This is a genomic window from Microcoleus harperi Pol14_C6 (genome assembly GCF_036701295.1).
Lineage (GTDB): Bacteria > Cyanobacteriota > Cyanobacteriia > Cyanobacteriales > Microcoleaceae > Microcoleus.
The window spans coordinates 15,919-35,897 of the sequence record NZ_JAUBQN010000052.1 but is presented as its reverse complement, the minus strand read 5'-3'; the positions used below and the strand labels follow the sequence as shown (position 1 = coordinate 35,897).

At 45.0% G+C, this 19,979-nt stretch carries 18 protein-coding genes; 8 read left to right on the top strand and 10 right to left on the bottom strand.

All coding sequences use genetic code 11. The features are described from left to right. Positions 1-463 precede the first annotated feature (463 nt). The 3 genes from QUA27_RS24615 to QUA27_RS24605 all read right to left on the bottom strand — a co-directional run bounded on the left by QUA27_RS24615 (position 464) and on the right by QUA27_RS24605 (position 4,634). Positions 464-2,824, bottom strand: a complete 2,361-nt coding sequence (locus QUA27_RS24615) for a CHASE2 domain-containing protein (RefSeq protein WP_333071340.1) — start codon at positions 2,822-2,824, stop codon at positions 464-466. 85 nt (positions 2,825-2,909) lie between these two features. Beyond that, positions 2,910-3,902, bottom strand: coding sequence for a DUF1822 family protein (locus QUA27_RS24610; RefSeq protein ID WP_333071337.1), 993 nt, complete (start codon positions 3,900-3,902; stop codon positions 2,910-2,912). Positions 3,903-3,953: 51 nt separating this feature from the next. Then, complete coding sequence (locus tag QUA27_RS24605) at positions 3,954-4,634, bottom strand: sigma-70 family RNA polymerase sigma factor (protein ID WP_333071336.1); 681 nt, start codon at positions 4,632-4,634, stop codon at positions 3,954-3,956. Between the two features lie 541 nt (positions 4,635-5,175). On the opposite strand from QUA27_RS24605, the gene glgA reads away from it, so the two are divergent. Further along, complete coding sequence (glgA, locus tag QUA27_RS24600; protein ID WP_333071335.1) at positions 5,176-6,651, top strand: glycogen synthase GlgA; 1,476 nt, start codon at positions 5,176-5,178, stop codon at positions 6,649-6,651. A 44-nt stretch (positions 6,652-6,695) separates the two neighbouring features. Here the strand turns inward: glgA and QUA27_RS24595 are convergent, their stop codons facing one another. After that, complete coding sequence (locus QUA27_RS24595) at positions 6,696-6,875, bottom strand: hypothetical protein (RefSeq protein ID WP_333071334.1); 180 nt, start codon at positions 6,873-6,875, stop codon at positions 6,696-6,698. A 535-nt stretch (positions 6,876-7,410) separates the two neighbouring features. Here QUA27_RS24595 and QUA27_RS24590 point away from each other — a divergent pair. After that, complete coding sequence (locus QUA27_RS24590) at positions 7,411-8,460, top strand: Fe(3+) ABC transporter substrate-binding protein (RefSeq protein WP_333071333.1); 1,050 nt, start codon at positions 7,411-7,413, stop codon at positions 8,458-8,460. Between the two features lie 65 nt (positions 8,461-8,525). On the opposite strand, the gene QUA27_RS24585 is transcribed toward QUA27_RS24590, so the two are convergent. Together QUA27_RS24585 and QUA27_RS24580 are read right to left on the bottom strand one after the other, a co-directional pair. Further along, the gene (locus QUA27_RS24585; RefSeq protein ID WP_333071330.1) at positions 8,526-9,047 is read right to left on the bottom strand and encodes a pentapeptide repeat-containing protein; all 522 of its coding nucleotides are present in this window, start codon (positions 9,045-9,047) and stop codon (positions 8,526-8,528) included. A 29-nt stretch (positions 9,048-9,076) separates the two neighbouring features. Continuing rightward, the gene (locus QUA27_RS24580) at positions 9,077-10,798 is read right to left on the bottom strand and encodes an ABC transporter permease (RefSeq protein WP_333071328.1); all 1,722 of its coding nucleotides are present in this window, start codon (positions 10,796-10,798) and stop codon (positions 9,077-9,079) included. Positions 10,799-10,924: 126 nt separating this feature from the next. Here QUA27_RS24580 and QUA27_RS24575 point away from each other — a divergent pair, with 126 nt between their 5' ends. Then, on the top strand, positions 10,925-12,013 hold the full coding sequence (locus tag QUA27_RS24575; RefSeq protein WP_333071326.1) for an ABC transporter ATP-binding protein: 1,089 nt from the start codon (positions 10,925-10,927) through the stop codon (positions 12,011-12,013). 81 nt (positions 12,014-12,094) lie between these two features. On the opposite strand, the gene QUA27_RS24570 is transcribed toward QUA27_RS24575, so the two are convergent. After that, positions 12,095-12,277, bottom strand: coding sequence for an element excision factor XisI family protein (locus tag QUA27_RS24570; RefSeq protein WP_333071324.1), 183 nt, complete (start codon positions 12,275-12,277; stop codon positions 12,095-12,097). 46 nt (positions 12,278-12,323) lie between these two features. Here QUA27_RS24570 and QUA27_RS24565 point away from each other — a divergent pair, with 46 nt between their 5' ends. Then, positions 12,324-14,021: an RNA/DNA-binding domain-containing protein gene (locus tag QUA27_RS24565; protein WP_333071323.1), complete on the top strand. Its 1,698-nt coding sequence runs from the start codon at positions 12,324-12,326 to the stop codon at positions 14,019-14,021. Positions 14,022-14,283: 262 nt separating this feature from the next. Here QUA27_RS24565 and QUA27_RS24560 read toward each other — a convergent pair whose 3' ends face one another. Beyond that, positions 14,284-14,418: a hypothetical protein gene (locus tag QUA27_RS24560; RefSeq protein WP_333071322.1), complete on the bottom strand. Its 135-nt coding sequence runs from the start codon at positions 14,416-14,418 to the stop codon at positions 14,284-14,286. A gap of 169 nt (positions 14,419-14,587) precedes the next feature. Further along, complete coding sequence (locus QUA27_RS24555; RefSeq protein ID WP_333071320.1) at positions 14,588-15,358, bottom strand: MeeY/MeeF family manganese export membrane protein; 771 nt, start codon at positions 15,356-15,358, stop codon at positions 14,588-14,590. A gap of 338 nt (positions 15,359-15,696) precedes the next feature. On the opposite strand from QUA27_RS24555, the gene psaM reads away from it, so the two are divergent. Beyond that, positions 15,697-15,792, top strand: a complete 96-nt coding sequence (gene psaM, locus QUA27_RS24550) for a photosystem I reaction center subunit XII (protein ID WP_015174804.1) — start codon at positions 15,697-15,699, stop codon at positions 15,790-15,792. Positions 15,793-16,077: 285 nt separating this feature from the next. Further along, on the top strand, positions 16,078-16,494 hold the full coding sequence (locus QUA27_RS24545) for a slr1601 family putative cell division protein (RefSeq protein ID WP_333071318.1): 417 nt from the start codon (positions 16,078-16,080) through the stop codon (positions 16,492-16,494). A gap of 226 nt (positions 16,495-16,720) precedes the next feature. Here QUA27_RS24545 and ctpA read toward each other — a convergent pair whose 3' ends face one another. Beyond that, a complete protein-coding gene (gene ctpA / locus QUA27_RS24540) occupies positions 16,721-17,959 on the bottom strand; it encodes a carboxyl-terminal processing protease CtpA (protein ID WP_333071342.1) in 1,239 nt (412 codons plus the stop codon). Positions 17,960-18,544: 585 nt separating this feature from the next. Here ctpA and petB point away from each other — a divergent pair. After that, the gene (gene petB, locus QUA27_RS24535) at positions 18,545-19,213 is read left to right on the top strand and encodes a cytochrome b6 (protein WP_015174799.1); all 669 of its coding nucleotides are present in this window, start codon (positions 18,545-18,547) and stop codon (positions 19,211-19,213) included. A 184-nt stretch (positions 19,214-19,397) separates the two neighbouring features. Beyond that, the gene (gene petD / locus QUA27_RS24530; protein ID WP_190732792.1) at positions 19,398-19,880 is read left to right on the top strand and encodes a cytochrome b6-f complex subunit IV; all 483 of its coding nucleotides are present in this window, start codon (positions 19,398-19,400) and stop codon (positions 19,878-19,880) included. Positions 19,881-19,979: the final 99 nt, after the last annotated feature.

The window sequence follows — 19,979 nt, the reverse complement described above, 5'->3', positions numbered from 1 at the left end:
CAAAAAAATATGGACGTATTTGCTGCTCACAAAGCCAGTTTGGGCTTTATTTGGGCTTAAATTTTGTTTAAGTCCCACTACCCCGCACGATGAACCCATACCAGCAAGCAAAAATCGCTAAAGCGATTAACAACTATCTGCACCAGCAAAAATAACCAAAAATAGCCGATCGCGATCGGGAACATCTTACTTTGGCCGCCAAACTAGAAATTGGAGTTGGGAGCCAGGAGCCAGGAGCTAGGAGGAAAGAGAAAGAAGGAAGGAGCCAGAAGAAGTGTTTTTACAAATATGAGATGCTCCCTACTTAGTTTCTAAGTGAATAGCCTGGGGAGCGTGAAGCATTTGGGCATAAAATCAAAGGTGGGAAACATGAATTGTCGCCCAAATGCTCCACCTCTACATCTCTCGAACGGCTGGAGATTATTTGTTGGTGATGTCATCTAACGATTGCCAATTCATATTGTCATTGCGGCCGAAAAGTAAAAACGATCGCAATTAAACCCGCTTCTACCATTGCCAAAGCTGAGGGTACCAAAGGCACCCACCAGCCCCCGATTAGCAAAAACCAGCAAACCCCGCACGAAACCCCCGCAGATGCGATCGCCCCCGACACCACGTGCAGCCTGCGTTGGCTGACAATCGCGATCGCGCTACCAACTGCTGCCCAACCCACAATCCACAGCACTTGGGTCCATTCAGGAACAATTTGCAGCAGCGGGCGCCGATCCAAAACAGCGCTGAGAATTTGACTCGACATTTGCGCTTGAATTAATACCCCCGGCATTTTCTGGGAAGGCGATTCTCCCGCACTGTAGGGCGTCAAAAAATAATCTGGATTGGAAATCGGCGCCGTCACGCCAATAAAGATAATTCGGTCTTTTATCAAATTGGGATTGACTTTTTGTTCTAACAGTTCGGCCAGCATGACTCGGCGAACAAAATTTCGAGGCGCTCGGTAATTGAGCATCATTTGAAAACCGCGATCGTCCAAATTTTGATAAGCGCCTGTACTGCCGTGAATCGGTGCAAAAACTGCATTGCCCAGCCTTATCTTATCTCTGGGAAGAGTTTCCGGTTGGATGCCTTTTGCTGCTAGGTAATGGAGGGCAGCCCTCGCGCTCAAAGAGTAGTCTGTATTACACGGATCGCTGCTGTGCGGCTGCATAAACAGCAAGTGGCGGCGGAGAATGCCGTCGGGATCTGCCACCACATCGCTGAACCCGAGGCGCTCTTTTGGCAGTGCGGGCGGCGGTTTGATGCCGCATTTGTTGGGTTTGCCGATTTCTTTGACGCTGCACAAACCAATTAAATTTCGATCGCCCTGAAAGCGAGCGGCTAATGCTGCATAACCGGGCCCTAAAGGGCGATCGCGGAAGATATCCAGGGCGATCGTTTGCGCCCCATACTGTGCCAATTTTCCCACTGCTTTTGCGATCGTCGCATCCGGCAGCGGAAAACCGTATTTGTTGATATCCGTTTCCGTCGCTTCTACCACCAGCAAACGCGAGTCTGAGCTTTCAGCAGGACGCAGCCGCATCAGTTGGTCAAAAGCTTGCAATTCCCATATCTGGAGCAAGCCCAGCGATCGCGCTCCCATGACAGAAACAGCAGCAGTTGCGATCGCCAACAGCCCGATCTGAAAGCGGCGCAGCCGAGATAAAGATGGCGGATTGCTGACAGTTTCCGGCTCGGCTTTGTGCAGCAACTCTTTCCAAGTTGGCGGCTTGGAAGTTGGGTTTTGACAAATAATCGGCAGCCAATCCGCACCGGGAATTTCTGACCCTAATTCTGCCAATCTTTGCCTCGCGAGGCGCACTGCCACATACAAAGGTTCCCCGCTGCAAAAAGCTTGGAGAAAATACTTTAAAAAATCTTGGGCAGCTCGATCGCACACCGGTTCCCGCATTACGATCGTTTGCGGGATGCCCAAATCTTCTAGCTGCCGCCCTATTCCCAATCCGTCACAGGAATTCAAAATGGCCAACTGCAAGCCGCTGCTCACCGCTAGCTTGAAACCGTGTGTCAGTTCTTCTACTGTTAAACTCTCGGTTTGATTGATATAAAATTTACCCGATCTGCCGTCGTTGCGGGTGGCACTGTGCCCGGCAAAAAATAAGATATCCCAGCTTTTTTCCCAAAGCTGATCGCCTATTTGGCGGCGACTTGGTTCTACTAAAAAAGTAACTTCTGCTGAGGGCAATCCTGCAAGTATAATTCGATCTTGCTCAATATCAATTTTTTGACTGTTCCCCAAAATTGCTAAAATTTTTACGCAGCCTTTAGCGGGATTTCTATTGGCGATAGCTGGTTTTCTATAAGTTGCGGGACTCAAAGCAATTTCGGCTTTCGGGTAGCGATCAAAAATATCCCAACAGTACCAAGGCAGCCGCCGCAAATCGATGTCGTCAGTTTTGATTAAAAATCGAATGGTGTCCGACGGCATTAATTGTTCGAGCAATGTTTCTTTGAGTTCGCGAAACGGTTCGGAGTTGAGCCAGCTATTGATTTGCTGGCTTAACTGTTCCCGTAACAAGTGGCATTTGGCCAACTGTTCCGCACGAGAGCCCATAATGCTAATTTCGATCGGCTTAATGCGGAAATCTCCCAAACTGCGGTAGGTTGATTGCCAGCGATCGTAGTGTTCCGCTATTTCTGGTTTCGGAGGCAGGAAGGCTTGGATTTCCACTGCAGGCCGATCTCCTTCCGCGCCGATTTCCAGAGAAACTCGCACCCCTTTTATCAAGTTATCATCTAGCTTCAAAACAACTAATTTCGGCATGGCTAACAACTGATAAGCCCAGGCGCATCTAAATTTTACAGTCACAGCGCGATGAAATTATTGTGGGGTGGGCATCCTGCCCGCCCAAGTTCAATTTCCCTGCTGAACAACTTATGGCAAGCGAGCCGCTTTAGGCGGCAAAATTCTCTGCAATACAGAGTTCTTTCAGTTTTACCACAACGCTGAAACATTCTCCGCGATCGGCGGCAAATTCTAGAGTCATGTAGCCGTTACCTTTGCCGGCGCAAGCTTCCATGACAGTTTTTCCCTCGCCGTCGATGACTTTCAGAGTCAGATTGAGCGGCAAGCTGTCTGCCCCGCCGGCGGGATGCACCTGTACTTTAATATTAGTTTCAGTATCGGTTTTTGGTTCGATCGCCACCAGCAAAGCTACCGATCGGGCTGCTTCTCTTACACCCCTCCATAAATTAGGTTTTTCTTGAAAACTATCGATGGTTGCTGATGCTTTTTCCGATATCTCTGCTGTCAGATTGATTATCTTGCCCCGCACGACTGCGCTGCTGTAACGAAAAGCTAAATGAGGTTCTTGTGGCACTAAAATATCTTCTACAGACTGCCAGCCAGCCTCAAAAATGTTGTGCAGCCACTGGTGCAGTTTGACAGTTTTTGGGCGGTGTTCAAGACAATCCAAATGTTGGAGAAATTTGTCAAAACTTTGCAATTTATCAATAGCTAAATTGCCAGGGCTTGCAGTTTTCACAAATCCCATCAAAGTAGCTTGTTGTCGCTTTATATCGATCTCAACTGCTACTAAACCAATGCGATCGTCCGGTATTTCCAGCGGAATGTAACAAAACTTGCCCGACTTCAGAGGTCGGCATTCCAAATGACCTAGTTGAGTTAATTTCAAGTCTGCTGTATCGGTGTAAAGGCGCATGGCAGCGTTCCAACTGTCGCTGGCATTCAAGTCGGTGGGAATGTCCATCATTTCCATATAATCTTTCACTGCACATACAGCTAAAGTGTTGAAATAAACTTGCTCTTTTTTTTCCGGGGATGCCATTCCGTCAAGAGTTGAAAACTTCTGTGCCAGCCGCAGGGCTGCGGCCGTAATGGGCAGGGAAATAGATTTTTCTCTGATATTTTCGGTGCTGTTATTCATCACGGTTTTCCTGTTTGACAGATTTTTTTTTGGACAGGATTTGTCCTGCCTTTATTCCAGATATCCTTGATTTTTGGCAAAATTTCGCAAGCGGGGTAGACATTCTCTTTTATAAAAATTGGGTGCGGTTGACGGCGGCAAGTTAAATTCAAGAGCAATGTTTTTCCAGGGAGTCTCCGGGGGAAGACGCCTCAGAATTAAGGTTTGGCAAGTGACATCGGGGCGTTCTTTGATGTGAACGCTTCTCAATTCCCCCTCCGGATCTGCCCGCACCCATTTTTTTGTCTCTTCTAGGATGGCTAGCGGACTGTCAGAATAAGTCGGCGGGTTTTCGATATTATTGATCAGGTTAATTTCTGCTGAGTCTTCTGAAATCAACGGTAAATCACGTCTAACTTTTTCCTGCGTTTGTTCGATAGTGAAGTCTTTCAGCCGCATCTTGAGATATTTGTCCAGCCAAGTAATGACGCTGCCCAGATTGCGATCGTAAGGTTTGTTTGCGGTGTTCGCTTCGCAAACATTGCGACAAAAATACACCCAAGTTTGCTGTAAAGCATCGTTGTAATGAGGCGTGTCTTCTTGCCAAAGTTTGCCGGATTTTACAATCAGCCTCACTATCTCGCTGAGTTTTTCCCGCCGCATCAAGCTTTTGGGCGGATGCGAACAGGCTTCAGCAACTAGCTGTTGCAGTTGTTGGTTTAAATTGTTTTCCTTACCGTTGGTGTCGGGCATCGGCGAGCGCCTCCTTAAGAGTCTCTGGATGAATGCTGGACACGGCATTTGCTGGTTTAAATTCCAAGATAGAATCCCTGATTTGATTAGTCCTGGACGCATTTCAAGGTAATTGTGTCATTGGCAAGTGAAACGAAGAATCTCAAACCCTTGTAACACCGCCCTTGAATGCGTAAGTCCTGTTGATGTTTGGCAGCCGAACAGGTGCTCTGTGCCAATCAGTTATCAGCATCGTGCGAGAAAATTTCGCGCAAATTAGGCAAAAATTTTAAAAATATTTAGTTGACAAATGCCAGCAAATGGGGTATTAAATCGATTTTAGATTGAACTCACGGATGCGTCCTCTGTTTCCTCTGCGGTTTAAATAATTCAGATCTGAGCGGAAACGATATCACCGATCGCCCGAATCTGCCCTAACATCCCCTAGCTGTGCGTATTTTCCTGTATTCCCAATGGCCGACTTGCTTATTTGCCGAGAACTCATATACTTTGTCAAGTTAAGAAAATATTTTTTTGATTCATCCAGGAGCGAGAAAAAAAAATGTACATAGTACAAATTGCCTCGGAGTGCGCCCCCGTTATCAAAGCAGGAGGTTTGGGCGACGTAGTTTACGGTTTGAGCCGGGAGTTGCAGAATTCCGGCCACTGCGTCGAGATTATTCTACCGAAGTACGACTGCATGAGGTACGACCACATTTGGGGACTTCACGAGGCCTATCGGGATCTCGCTGTGCCCTGGTACGGCGGCGAAATCTTATGTGATGTCTTGTGCGGCTGGGTGCACGGGCAGTTGTGTTTTTTCATCGGACCTCGCTCTCAAGATAACTTTTTTAATCGCGGTTGTTATTACGGCTGCAATGACGACAATATGCGGTTTGCATTTTTCAGCAAAGCCGCTTTGGAATTTTTGCTCAGAAGCAACAAGCGTCCCGATGTGATTCACTGTCACGATTGGCAAACTGGTTTGGTTCCAGTCCTGCTGTTTGAAATATACAAATACAATTGGATGGAATATCAGCGAGTCTGCTATACCATTCACAATTTCAAACATCAAGGCATGGGAGGTAGCGATATTTTGCAAGCAACGGGTTTGCACAGACCGGATTATTATTTTGATTACGATCGCCTCCGAGATAACTTTAACCCTTTTGCCATCAACTTTATGAAAGGCGGCATTGTTTACTCGAACTTTGTCACCACAGTTTCGCCGCACCACGCTTGGGAAGCTCACCTCGGCGAGTTTGGCTACGGTTTGGGCCACACTTTGCATTTATATCAAGAGAAGTTTCGCGGGGTTCTCAACGGCATTGATTACGATGTGTGGAACCCAGAAAGCGATAGCTATATTCCGCACCACTACACTAAGGATGATTTGGCAGGAAAAGCCAAAACTAAAAAAGCTTTGCGCGATCGGCTGTTACTGCGCGATGCTGACAAGCCTATTATTACCTTTATCGGTCGTTTGGACGACCAAAAAGGCGTTCATCTCGTCCACCATGCAATTTATTACTCTCTGAGTAAGGGAGCGCAGTTCGTGCTTTTGGGTTCCGCGACGGAAGCGGGAATTAACGCGCATTTCCAGCACGAAAGACAGTTTTTAAATGATAATCCAGACTGCCATTTAGAACTAGGTTTTAATGAAGAACTGTCGCACTTAATTTACGCCGGCGGGGATATGATTGTGGTTCCCAGTAACTACGAACCCTGTGGGCTGACTCAGATGATCGGGTTGAGGTACGGCACTGTTCCTGTGGTGCGGGGAGTTGGTGGTTTGGTGAATACTGTGTTCGATCGAGATTACGACACCCGCCACCTCCCAGAAGAACGCAACGGTTACGTGTTTTATCAAACCGACTACGCCGCTTTGGAGTCGGCGCTCGATCGGGCGATCGGATTGTGGTATGACTATCATGATGAATTTGAAAAACTAATGGTTCAAGGCATGAATTGTGACAATTCGTGGAAATATCCAGCTAAAGACTATGTGGAAATTTACGAGCTAATTCGACACAAATAATCAGTAGGGCTAGCTGTGTACAAGTTACTTTAGGGTGTGCACAGCTAGCCCGCGTCTTGGTGCCCGTTGAGCCTGGTCGAGAATTCCGGCAGTTGATACATGACGTTGACGCGAATCGCTTGGAAGATGCCTGTTGCTTTTTTTTTAGTGCGAGCTTGTTTAAGGAATGTTTTTAAATTTACCGATCGGCTAAATTGAATAAAACTTCTGGAGGTTGTTGTCACTCGCAATTAGTAAAAGCTACTGTCTGTCCTAAAAAGGCAGACAGTCAGAAACCTATGGGGGATAGGGCTTGGGAGTTTTTGGAGATGTCTGTTGCCAACAAGTGTTGTGATACCTAATCAGCAAAAATCTTTGTCATAAATACAGTCCTGGACGAATCAAAACCTTCATAAGCAAATTTTTTGATGTTGCACAATAGCGGCATGATTAGGATTTTTTTGTGGGATGGGCCCATGAGCCCGAAGGCCTGTAGTTTCACAAGAGGCAGGACACCCTACAATAATCATCCTCAAATTGTGCAAAGCCCATTTTTTACCTAATCTGCGGGCTACCACAAAGTCTTTTCGGAAAAAAACTGCAGGTTGAGCGAAGTCGAAACCGGATTTCTGACCACGGGTGCGTCAGCCCTAAAATACTTACGCTTTTGATAATCAAATAAGAATTACTTGCATTAATATAGTAAAACAATGACTGTAGATGGCTGTGAATGTACCATCGTGTCAATTACCAGATGAAAAAATCTATCATTATAGAACAATGAGCATTTCTCGGCGTATTTTTCTTGCCAGCGGTACAGCAATGGCTGTCGTGGCACTGGGGGAACTAAGCAAAAAAGCCCCTGTCGCAGCCCAAACCGGCACTCTCAACCTTTATTCAGCACGTCACTACGAAACTGATAATGAGTTGTACCAAAGCTTCACCAAAAAAACTGGGATCAAGGTTAACCTCGTTGAAGCGGATGCTGACCAACTAATTGAACGGATCAAAAGTGAAGGTGCAAATAGCCCCGCTGATGTTTTCATCACGGTGGATGGTGGGCGTTTGTGGCGGGCGAAACAAGCAGGTATCCTGCAACCCGTGTCTTCAAAAGTCCTGACATCGGCAATTCCAGCAAGTTTGCGAGATCCTCAAGGTTTCTGGTTTGGTCTATCGCGCCGGGCACGGGTGATTGTTTATAACAAAAGCAAGGTGAACCCTGCCCAATTGTCAACCTATGAAGCGTTGACAGAACCTCGGTGGAAAGGCAAAGTTTTAGTGCGATCGTCCACTAATATCTATAATCAGTCTCTTGTTGGGGCCATGCTAGCCGTTCATGGAGCTCAAAAAACAGAAGCTTGGGCGCGAGGATTGGTGGCTAATTTTGCACGTCCTCCAGAAGGAAATGATACGGCGCAAATCAAGGCTGTTGCTGATGGGGTAGGCGATATTGCCCTTGTTAATACCTATTATGTAGCTCGCTTAATGAAATCGAAAGATCCAAAAGAACAGGCGATCGCGGCGAAAGTAGGTGTATTTTTCCCGAACCAGCGCGATCGCGGTACCCACGTCAATATTTGTGGTGCCGGTGTAGTCAAAACATCCCGTAACAAAGCAGGTGCGATCAAATTCTTGGAACACTTAGCCAGTCGCGAAGCGCAACAAATTTTTGCTAGGGGTAATTATGAATACCCTGTGATTTCAGGTGTGGCGATCGATCCTGCTGTTGCCAGTTTTGGTACATTCAAATCCGATCCTCTTAACCCTGATGTGTTTGGGAAAAATAACCCCGAAGCTTTAAAGATTGCCGATCGCGCAGGATGGAAATAGACGCTTTTTAAACAAGAAGCTACTCTTCGTGATTCGGCGGTTTCAACCGCCGAATCGAATCAACTTTAATTTTTAATTTTACCATCCGGCATTATAGCGCCTTTCAGGTTTGCCCCTTTCAGGTTTGCGCCTGTCAAATCAGCACTATTTAAGTCAGTTTCACTTAAATCGGCGTTACTAAGATTGGCATTATTCAGCTTGGCGCCTCGCAAAAAAGCCCCCTTGAGATTTGCATTACTCAAATCAGCATTTGTGAGATCTGCCCCAAATAAACCTGCTTTTTCCAGAGAAGCACCTTTTAAATTTGCACCTTTAAGATTGACGCTATCGAGTAAGGCTTCATTAAGTTTGATTTTTTCTAGCACAGCACCTTCCAACTTAGCACCATTGAGATTAGCGCTTGTTAAATCAAGGTTGCTTAACTTAGCACCACTCAGATCGCATTCTGGACATTGCTTAGTTTTTTGTAATGTTTCGAGGGGGCTTGCTGCCTGTTTTTGGCATCCATACGTAACAAAAATAGTAAGTAGTAAGAAATAAATTGTGCCAGTAGTCCGGGTAAACATTGCTGAGTTTTTATTAATCATCTTGATTTGTAAAGGGATAATTTTAACCTTTAACTGTTAACCGTTAACTGTGTTGAAGACTTGCGCGATCGCGCAATTTTCCAACTCAATAAAATTACTGGTAACATCCCAACTAAAACAATTGCCAATGCTGGGCCCGAAGCTTCAGCCAATCGCTCATCTGAGGCAAGTTGATAAGTTCGCACCGCCAAAGTATCAAAGTTAAAAGGTCTAATAATTATAGTAGCAGGTAACTCTTTCATTACATCAACGAATACTAACATCATGGCAGTTAGTAAACCTCCGGTCATCATTGGTGTATGAACTGTAACTAAAGTTTGCATCGGACTGTAACCCAAACTTCTCGCCGCATCATCTAAATTAGGCTTAATTTTGCTCAAACTTGACTCGACGGCATTTAAAGAAACAGCTAGGAAGCGAACTATATAGGCAAATACCAAAGCTGCGATCGTACCGCTTAACAACAAGCCTGTAGAAATCCCCCAGTTTGCACGCATCCAACTATCCAATAGATTGTCAAATTTTCCAATGGGAACCATAATTCCCACTGCAATCACAGAACCAGGTACAGCATAGCCCATTGCCGCAACTCTCGTTCCTAACTGCACTCCTAAATTAGGATATAACCGTAAACCATAAGCCATAATCAAGGCAATAATTACGGCCAAAATTGCTGTGAGGGTGGCCAAAATTAAACTATGACGGGCAAAGATCCAAAAACGTTCATCTAAAGTGAGTTGCCAGTTAGCTAATGTCAACTGGACTAAAAGACCGGCGGGCAATAAAAAACCAAAAAATAGCGGCATCAAACAAGCAACGACGGCTAAGATTTCCCTAATTCCTTTAAGTTGATAAGTTTGTAGTTGGCGATAGCGACTGCTAGCTTGATAATATTTAGTCCGGCTGCGCGACCAGCGTTCTAGTAAAATTAAACCTAGAACAAATAATAATAGCATAGCAGCTAATTGATTGGCTGCAATTCGTTCTCCCATGCCAAACCAAGTCCGATAAATACCTGTGGTGAAGGTATCAATTCCAAAATACTGAACAGTCCCATAATCGTTGAGAGTTTCCATCAAAGCCAGTGCTAAACCTGCTACAATTGCAGGTCTTGCCATTGGTAATGCAACTGTAATAAAACTCCGCCAAGGACTACAGCCAAGTATTCTACTAGCTTCTAGGGTACAAGTTGATTGCTCCAAAAATGCGACTCTTGTTAATAGGTAGACGTAGGGATATAAAACTAAGATTAGCATTAAGATTGCTCCAGGGAGCGATCGCACGTTAGGAAACCAATAGTCTCCATAACTCCAGCCAAAAATATCACGCAAAGCAGTTTGAACAGGGCCGGAAAATTCTAAAAAGTCTGTATAAGTATAAGCTAGCACATAAGCTGGGGCCGCTAAGGGTAACAGTAATGCCCATTCAAATACGCGACTGGCCCGAAAGCGACACATTGTTACTAGCCAGGCACATCCTACGCCAATCACGACAACACCAAAGCCTACGCCGATCATTAACAATAAAGAGTTGACGATATAACGGGTTAAAACTGTATCGGTTAAATGTTGCCATGTATCTTTAGCTTCAAAAAAGATACTGGATAAAACACTGATCACTGGAATGGCGATCGGCAATGCTAAAGCGATAACCGCAAGTGTCCACCCACTAGCGGATAAACTGCGTAAGGTCGATCGCCCTTGGATTGTCCTGATTCCTGTTTGCTGTAGTGATTGTTGGGAATTTTTCATCGCTAGTAAATTGTCTAGGTTGCTAGCTTATCAGTAGGTGTAAACATTTGTCAAGTCTTTATGATAATTAATCTCATTAAACTGGTTTATTGTAGAATAGTAAGTTGTTGATTATTTATAGCAATAATGGCTCGACCGATAATTCTGCATCTAGATGGTGTAACAAAACAGTATTCCCAAGCAGCATCACCTGCGGTGGCATCTGTCACCCTGACATTACATCAGGGAGATATACTGGGGCTGTTGGGGCCATCGGGTTGTGGGAAAACAACGTTGCTGCGGTTAATTGCGGGTTTTGAACAGCTACAAGCAGGGACGATCGCTTTAGCAGGAAAAACTGTAGCGAGTGTTAATATGTCAGTTCCGCCGGAACAGCGAGACATTGGTATGGTGTTTCAAGACTATGCACTTTTCCCCCATTTGACTGTCGCGAAAAATGTAGCTTTTGGCTTAACGCATCAAGGAAAAGAGTCAAAGCATAATATTCACAAAGGTGTCACGGAAGCATTAGCGTTGGTGGGATTAGAAGGATTGGAAAACCGTTATCCCCATGAATTATCCGGGGGTCAACAACAGCGAGTTGCGCTTGCCCGTGCGTTAGCCCCTAGACCTGCGATTATTTTACTAGATGAACCGTTGAGTAATTTAGATGTACAAGTACGGTTGAGATTGCGTCAGGAAGTCCGCGAGATTCTCAAAGCAACGGGAACCTCTGGTGTATTTGTCACCCACGATCGCGAAGAAGCACTTTCGATTTCAGATTGGGTAGCGGTGATGCGTCAAGGCCAATTAGAACAGTTTGGCACTCCAGAGGAAGTTTATCAAGAACCAGCATCTCGATTTGTGGCTGAGTTTGTGACGCAAGCTAATTTTGTTTCTGCATCGCTAAAGCAGGATTTTTGGGAAACAGAAGTAGGTTGTTTTGCTGTTAAAAGAGATTCATTGGTCAAAGTTCCTTGTGATGTTTCTACTGAAGGAGAGTTAATGATCCGGCAGGAAGATTTAAGTTTATTCTTAGATGAAGATTCGGCTGTTGTGATTTGCGATCGCCAATTTTTAGGTAGAGAAAATCGTTATTGTTTAAAAACACCTTCGGGCGAAAAGTTATATGCACTCACAACCACAGGAAATGTTTTTCCCATTGGTTCTAAAGTTCGGTTATCTTGTGGTGATAATTCTCCCTTAGCTTTCTTTGTCGGTAAGCCTAAGCCATAGCTAATGGCTAATTGGGAAACATCCTCCCCCTCTTCCCATCTCCCAGTCTCCGCCTCTTCCTTCTTCCCTCTTCCTTCTTCCTTATACTGTCTGATAGGTTTTCTGTCTATCGCTGTTGTCAGGGAAGGGGCTAGTCACGATATCCTCTGCTTTTATACCCGCCGCAATCAGGGCTTGGCTTAGACCTTCCTCGAAGTTATCCTCTTCAATTACAACTTGATAATCAATTAAACGAGCAAGTATTATACCGCATCTGTGATACAATTGTAAGTTAGACGTACATCTACAGAGAATACTGCATTCAAAAGTTATGAGGATTAAAGACCAAGACTCAATAAGAGAAATAATAGCTGCTTGTAAAGTAACGCCAAGTGAGAGTATTGAGAGCGAAGAAATTGAATTTAAAGAATATAGGGATATTCAGGCACTGAATAATGCTAAAGATTTAGCTGAAGAAGTTTCAGCATTATCCAATTTTCGGGGTGGAATTATCATTATTGGAATTAAAGACAGTTCTAATGTAAGTAATCAAAATTGGCTCAGTCAACTGGTTGGTTTTGAAGAGGGAGACGTTATTGAAATTGAGCAGCGTCTAAAAGGTAAGCTAAAACCATCTCTGGAGATATGTGCTGAGTATTTAGATTTTGAAAGTAAGTTTTATTTGATTATTCATGTTCCACATCGACGAGATTCTTTGATAACTACATCAAGTGGTAAGGTTTGCATTAGAGATGGTAGATCAAGCCGTCCTATGGAGCCTCATGAAGTTAGGCAAGCAGTAAACAATTTACAAAATTATGATTGGAGTGTAGATATATTAGATTTAGATGTGATTTCTTGCTTAGATACCATTGCATTAGATGAAGCTTATGAAGATTATTGTAGGAGGAAACAATATTCTGTAGAATCTCAGCCCGATCAATGTGCTTTTTTAGAAGCAATCGGGGCTACAAATAACGGCTCTCTCACAAAAGCTGGACTGTTGTTTCTGGGCAAATCGGATTTGATCAGACAATGGCTAGGCACTTATGAATATAGATTTAGTTGGAAAACCAGATCAGAAAAACTTTTGATAAATAAGGTGTGGGAAGAATGTATCTGGAGGTCTATAAAGTTGGCTAAGCACTACTTTAACGCCTGCAATATAAATCAAGAAATTAAATTTAAACATAAAAAATATAATGCACCAATTCTTGACGCTCAGGCATTTCATGAAGCTTTTATTAATGCTATTGTCCATAGAGATTATTCTATCGATGGAATGCTCTCTGTTGATTTTGATTCTGCAAAAATGACTATTACTAATCCAGGTAGCTTCTATGGTGGAGTTACATCAGAAAACATTGTAATCCATCAGCCGAGGCATCGAAATAAAGCTTTGGCTAAGCTCATGATGCAGTTTCAGCTTGTTGACAGGGCGGGGATGGGTATTAAGAGAATGGGTCTAGGTTCTTTAATATATGGAAGAGAATTTCCGAAATTTGCAGAAGCCTTTAATTGCGTAGAAGTTGCTATGCAAGCTGAATCAGTTTTGCCAGGAATATTTGTGTTAGTCCAAGGTAATCCTGATGCTTATGGGTTAATCGATTTAATTTTAATCAATAGTCTGTATAGGAAAGGATCAATCTCTGTTAATGAAGCTCAGAAAAGAATTCGATCCATTTCAACAAATCCTTGGCTATCTTTAAAGGAGTCAGTTGAGAACATAGAACAAATTGAATTTTGCGGAAGTAAAGAGGGTGTTTATATAAGAGTAAATCCTACATGGAATGAATTTTTTGATATAATAAAAACTTTTACTGTGACACCAACTTCCACAAAATACGTTAAATTATACGATTATCTAATGGAATTTGGAGAAGCCTCCAATGATGATCTAACAACTCTCCTAGAACACAAAAATAGTAGTTACACAAGTAAGTTTCTAAAAGATGCAAAATATGTTGCTCGTACGGGTATTTCAAGAAACTCACGTTGGTTTATCATAAAAGATTCAGGTGAAAAATAAAATTTGTAATGGTTGCTGCCGTTATTTCGGTATGTATCAATAACAATACTTTGTGAAATTATAGAGTTATGTAGGAAATGTCTAACAACGCCCATTGCACGCCGATCCCCAAAAAGTGATCGGTGACGATGCAGAAGTTATCTGCGGCGGGTGATTGGGAACATTACATTTTTTACCGATAGATGAAACCCGATCGCCTGCAACTCCTTCCCATCACTCGCCCTCTTTTCTTATCTTCAAAAAATATAGCTACCACCAAGGCTCAAATCAGATCCGGATCGATCGCCTGCGTGAGCCAATATGCCGCCAACCCCGTCAGCAACGAATTCCCCTCGGTATCCCACCAGCCCAACCATTGCTGAGTATGATTTTCATAACTGCCGAACCATAGGTCCAATTGTACTCCTGTGAGTTCGATAGGGTAGTGAATGGAACAATATTACAAAATAAAAGCCTTTCATCCCCGGACTAAAGTCACCGGGATGAAAAGCTTTTGCACATTTTGACCAGCCTTCAATCTTGTTGGTTTGACAGATTTAAGCTAATTTTATTCAAATGAAAGTATGTTAATTTTCGGACTTCTGTCCTTGCGATTCTCGCACAGCAACTTCGGAATTCGGCTGATTCAAAGCCATTTCTAGAGATTTTGCAATCTCGACTGCCTCTAGAGTGCGCTTAGAAAATCCCCACACAAACATCAAGACGATACTGGAAACTAGCAGCCATTGGGGAGGAACTAAATCTGGATTAATTACTTTCACCAACAACCGCAGTCCCACGAACCCAACTGTGATGTAACCAGCACTTTCTAGGTGAACGAACTCATCCAGCCAGCGGATGAACAACCCGGCCATGAATCGCAGGGCAATAATTCCAATAGTAGCGCCTGTTACGACGATAAAAGTGTTATCAGAAACAGCTATGGCAGTAGTAACGCTATCCAAGGAAAACGCTAAATCCGTAAAAGCAATCATGGGAATTGCTTGCCACACAGTCGCAAATCTGGGCCCGTGATGTTCTCCTTCAGAATCTGTATCTGAAGTAAAATGTTGGAAAACCAGCCACAGCAGGTAGAGAGCACCAAGCAGTTCAAACTGCCAGTATTGGATCACCCAAGTAGCCGTTAAAATTAGTAAGATCCGCAGGACAAAAGCAATTATCAAACCCAAGTTGAGAGCATTTTGCTGTTGCTTGGCATCTTCTAAACCTTTAGAAATAGATGCCAGGGCGATCGCGTTGTCAGCCGAAAGTACAGCTTCCAAAGCCACCAAAACCAACAATAATAAAAAGCCGTCAACTCCAAAATTGGGTGAAGCGTCGAGAAATTGATCTAGCATTAACTATTTTGTGAACCTAAGATTGGCAAGGGTCGAGCGCAGCGCAAATTACCCGCTCTGTCTAAAATTAGTGTCACCTTCAATTAAATCTTAACCTAACGCGGTAATTCTGTGGGAGGCGATCGTCCGAACAACTTCCCAAGCAAGCAGTCCCTGGCAACAAGGAAAAATTATCCCCGTCCCACACTCAAAAACTGCGCCACTGGGTCACTGAATCACTGGGCTACTCCCCCCCGGACGCACCATTTGTGTTGCAAGTTGTAACAAATGATTCCCAAAAGTGCCAATTTGTCTCAAATTGGTGAAAGCTCGTGCCCGCGAAAAGGAGTTTTGCGAATATGTCTTTAACAGATACCCAAGTCTACGTAGCGCTCGTAATTGCTTTGATTCCCGGAATCTTAGCTTTCCGGCTGTCAACTGAACTGTACAAATAGTTTCCAGACACCAGTTGCGAACCGCAAAACGCCTGCCTGACCAGTTAAATCTCTCGCATTACAGATACAGACAATTACTGCAGCAGTGCAGTAGATTGTTTGTGTTCAGCAAGACGAGACTGCAAGGGCAGGCATTTTTATGGGGAAATTCTGTCTTCACACGTCACCTTTGTCTCAACAATTTGGGCTGTCACCACCCTGACAAACAGCGGCGAGTGTGCGTTAAGCTCAGAATTTGCTCTTTTGAACTCTAAAACGTCAGTCTCAGGTATTTGAAAAAACATTATGCAAGCGATTCAACCCACCGTTAACCCACTGCGTCCTGTAAAAAAATCCCCTCGGGTGACTCCTCGTCGCAGTAGCAGCCGTCAGCGTTCTTACCCTCACCAAACCCTCGCGGCCGAAACAGGCGTCAAGTTGGCAGTCAACATGGTACTTTCAGTCTGTGCCACTTCTGCTTTGGTTCAGCTTTGGCCTCACTACCGGGCGGTGCAAGAAAAATTGCACGAAATCCAAGCTGAAGTCAATCTTACCCAAGGGCGAGTCAATCAGTCGCGAGCCGACTTTAACCGCTACTTTGACCCTAGTCTTGCTAAAACTGTGATGCAAGAGCAAAGCAACCAAGCTGACCCGCAGCAGCGTCCGGTGATTTTGCAAGAAGCCGAGGTACCAGACGCCGAGGAATCAACCCCTCAACCTTAAGGGAAGGGGACTTTTGGGTTTTGATATCACGTCCGATGTGCATCATTCTTTTATGTCATTGCTTCGCACAGCCAACAATGACAGATGAATCTGTCGGACGTGATATCACTTTTGAGTTAAAGAGTTTTTAGGATCTATAGTTGTCTGTCCTTGCGAACGAAACGCAGAGACAGACTTAGACCTGTGTATTGACGCCTGCTGCAAGCTCAAAACTTCAAACTCCGGCTTATACTGACTTTGCCAGCACGGTTTTTTCTTTAAGTAGTTGCAGTGCAGCTTGATATTGCAAGTCTGCTTCGGTGCCAATCTGATCGCGCGCGATAGGTTCCAAAGGCACTACGCGATCGGGCGCAATCCCCAGCTTGTTAATATCTTTATGGTTAGGTGTTTCGTACTTAGCAACAGTCACGGCCAACCCGGAACCGTCAGACAAATCAAACAGAGACTGAATCAGTCCTTTGCCAAAAGTCTTTTCTCCTACCAGTTGAGCTCTGCCGTTATCTTGCAGCGCACCCGCCAAAATTTCGCTAGCGCTGGCAGTTCCTTTATTCACCAAAACAATCAGCGGATCGTTAGTTACGGCTTGTCCAGAGGCTTCAAAACTGCCGAGAATGCCTTGTCTGTTGACTGTGTAGACGATCGTCCCGGAATCGAGCCACAAGCGGGCAATTTCAATCCCTGCTTGCAACAGTCCGCCCGGGTTGTTTCGCAGGTCGAGAATGTAGGCGGCGGCTCCTTGTTTTTCCAAGCGGTCGATCGCGTGAGCGACTTCCTCAGTGGCGTTAGCGCTGAATTGACTCAAGCGAATGTAGCCCACGGGCAAATTTTCTGAGCCCGACTGCAATTCGGCGTAAACTGGATTCAGAGCAATGCGATCGCGCACTAGCTCAATTTCCTCAGCAGCGTCCCTTCCCTCGCGCCCCAAGGTCAAGGTAACGGCAGTGCCGATGCGGCCGCGCATTCGAGTTGCTGCTTCGTCTAGGCTCAATTCTGAGGTGGGAGTGCCATTAATTTTGAGAATGCGATCGAGGGGTTGGATGCCAGCTTTATCTGCCGGTGAGCCGGCCAAAGGAGCCACCACTGTCAGGGTATTTGTCTGGGGGTCGATCGCAATTTGCAGCCCCACACCCGTCAATTCTCCGGAAGTGTTAACCTGCAAGCTGCGGTACTGTTCGGGTTTCAGCAGTCGAGTGAAGGGGTCGTCGAGTTTCGCCAGCATCCCCTGAATAGCCGTATAAGTCTGCTGTCTGTCGTTAAGCGGTTCCTTGACAGCTTTTTGGCGAATCGACCACCAGTTTTGAGAGTTGAAGCTGTCGTCCACATAAGAGCGATTGACAATTCGCCAAGCTTCGCTCAATAGCTGCTGTTCAGGAGTCAGCGCCGCCGCAGGCTGCGTCCACCCGCCTAGAACTAGGACGACTTGGAGGAAAAGTACAATAGCAATCTGGAAAACTCGTCTGTGCATGATTTTTCTGTAAAAGATAGGCAAGTATTGCATCTCGTGTATTTTAAGTTTGTAGGGTTTTAAGCTTTTGGGCATTTAACTCTCCCCAAGGCATTCCGGATTAGTCAAACGTCCGCCAACAAAAAATTATTTAAATGTAACATTTAATCGCAAAAAGAGTGAAGTTTTATCATTAATATTAAAATTAATGTCCCAGCGACCCGCAGGCAGGCTCGGACTTTAGTCTGTAGCTCTGCTCTTGGCTGTATGCCGGGTAGGGGCGGATGTTAAGCTTGCAGAACATGGTATTTGAGACTCGGCAAAAGCTTCGCTCGTGTGAAAATTGCACGGCAATTATGTTACATTTTTTATCACAGTCTGGAATTCGATCGGGCAACGCCAGCGAGTAGGGACAAGCCACCGCTTAGTTTCCCAGGGCTTGCAGGCGATCGCACAAGAGAGTTCCTTTCGTCAGCTCCAAATTTAAAAAATAGCCTCAGGCATTTGCTAGTAAAAGCAAGCTGCTCGGCGCGGGGCGACAAAAAACCTTGTGGCTGCTGCCCTGAACCTCAACCACAGCAATATTCTTTTAGGAATTCTGGCTCCATGTTTTCTAAACAAATCACCGACTCAAAAACCTACCAGTGGTTTGAGGAACGCCTGGAAATTCAGGCGCTCGCCGATGACATCACTACGAAGTACGTACCCCCCCACGTCAATATTTTCTACTGCTTGGGCGGAATTACTTTAGTTTGCTTTCTGATCCAGTTTGCCACCGGCTTCGCCATGACTTTCTATTACCGTCCCACGGTAGCAGAAGCTTTTTCTTCAGTGCAATACCTGATGACTGAAGTCAACTTCGGCTGGCTGATCCGCTCCATCCACCGCTGGTCTGCCAGCATGATGGTGCTGATGATGATTTTGCACATCTTCCGGGTTTATCTGACAGGCGGCTTCAAAAAGCCCCGCGAATTAACCTGGGTGACAGGAGTAATCTTGGCAGTCATCACTGTTTCTTTCGGCGTGACCGGCTATTCCCTGCCTTGGGATCAAATTGGTTACTGGGCCGTTAAAATCGTTTCCGGCGTCCCCGAAGCTATCCCGTTTGTCGGTTCTTTGATGGTTGAACTGCTGCGCGGCGGTGTCAGCGTCGGTCAAGGCACTTTGACTCGCTACTACAGCTTGCACACTTTTGTGTTGCCTTGGTTGATTGTAGTCTTCATGCTGGCTCACTTCTTGATGATTCGCAAGCAAGGTATCTCTGGCCCGTTGTAAGTTTTGAGTTGTGGGGGCGGTATTTTTTTTGCCCCCCGCTGAATTTTGAGTTGAAAATTCAGAATTCATCACTCATGATATTTATTTACGGCTAATACTTCCTGCGATCGCGCCGCTGATTCAAACTAACGAATACAGCGGAATGGCAGGCCCCGGGTAAAACTAAAAGGAGAACACTGTTACTATGTCTATTCTCAAAAAACCTGATTTGAGCGATCCCGCGCTCCGCGCTAAGCTCGCTAAGGGCATGGGTCATAACTATTATGGCGAACCAGCTTGGCCTAATGACTTGCTCTACGTTTTCCCTATAGTAATCATGGGAACGATTTCTCTGTGCGTGGGTTTGGCTGTACTAGACCCGGCTTTGGTTGGGGAACCTGCTAATCCTTTTGCTACTCCGCTGGAAATTCTGCCGGAATGGTATTTGTGGCCTGTGTTCCAAATCCTGCGCGTTTTGCCTAACAAATTGTTGGGTATTGCTTGCATGGCCGGTGTTCCCCTTGGCTTGATTTTGGTTCCGTTCATCGAGAATGTTAACAAGTTCCAAAATCCGTTCCGCCGCCCTGTTGCTACTACTGTTTTCCTGTTGGGAACTGCTGTAACTCTGTGGTTGGGTATTGGTGCTATTTTCCCGATCGACAAATCTTTCACACTGGGTCTTTTCTAAGATTTAAGTTTGCTTGATTTTGACGCCTGCGGGTTTCCTGTAAAGTGCTTTTGTACTGGTGGGAAACTTTAGTGGGCGTCATTTTATTTTAGATTTTAG

Bases quoted from the DNA above. Each gene is read 5' to 3' on its own strand.
- QUA27_RS24565 (WP_333071323.1), top strand. From the start codon at position 12,324: ATGAGGATTAAAGACCAAGACTCAATAAGAGAAATAATAGCTGCTTGT.
- QUA27_RS24580 (WP_333071328.1), bottom strand. From the start codon at position 10,798: ATGAAAAATTCCCAACAATCACTACAGCAAACAGGAATCAGGACAATC.
- QUA27_RS24585 (WP_333071330.1), bottom strand. From the start codon at position 9,047: ATGATTAATAAAAACTCAGCAATGTTTACCCGGACTACTGGCACAATT.
- petB (WP_015174799.1), top strand. From the start codon at position 18,545: ATGTTTTCTAAACAAATCACCGACTCAAAAACCTACCAGTGGTTTGAG.
- petD (WP_190732792.1), top strand. From the start codon at position 19,398: ATGTCTATTCTCAAAAAACCTGATTTGAGCGATCCCGCGCTCCGCGCT.
- ctpA (WP_333071342.1), bottom strand. From the start codon at position 17,959: ATGCACAGACGAGTTTTCCAGATTGCTATTGTACTTTTCCTCCAAGTC.
- QUA27_RS24590 (WP_333071333.1), top strand. From the start codon at position 7,411: ATGAGCATTTCTCGGCGTATTTTTCTTGCCAGCGGTACAGCAATGGCT.
- QUA27_RS24610 (WP_333071337.1), bottom strand. From the start codon at position 3,902: ATGAATAACAGCACCGAAAATATCAGAGAAAAATCTATTTCCCTGCCC.
- QUA27_RS24545 (WP_333071318.1), top strand. From the start codon at position 16,078: ATGCAAGCGATTCAACCCACCGTTAACCCACTGCGTCCTGTAAAAAAA.
- psaM (WP_015174804.1), top strand. From the start codon at position 15,697: ATGTCTTTAACAGATACCCAAGTCTACGTAGCGCTCGTAATTGCTTTG.
- QUA27_RS24555 (WP_333071320.1), bottom strand. From the start codon at position 15,358: ATGCTAGATCAATTTCTCGACGCTTCACCCAATTTTGGAGTTGACGGC.
- QUA27_RS24575 (WP_333071326.1), top strand. From the start codon at position 10,925: ATGGCTCGACCGATAATTCTGCATCTAGATGGTGTAACAAAACAGTAT.
- QUA27_RS24605 (WP_333071336.1), bottom strand. From the start codon at position 4,634: ATGCCCGACACCAACGGTAAGGAAAACAATTTAAACCAACAACTGCAA.
- glgA (WP_333071335.1), top strand. From the start codon at position 5,176: ATGTACATAGTACAAATTGCCTCGGAGTGCGCCCCCGTTATCAAAGCA.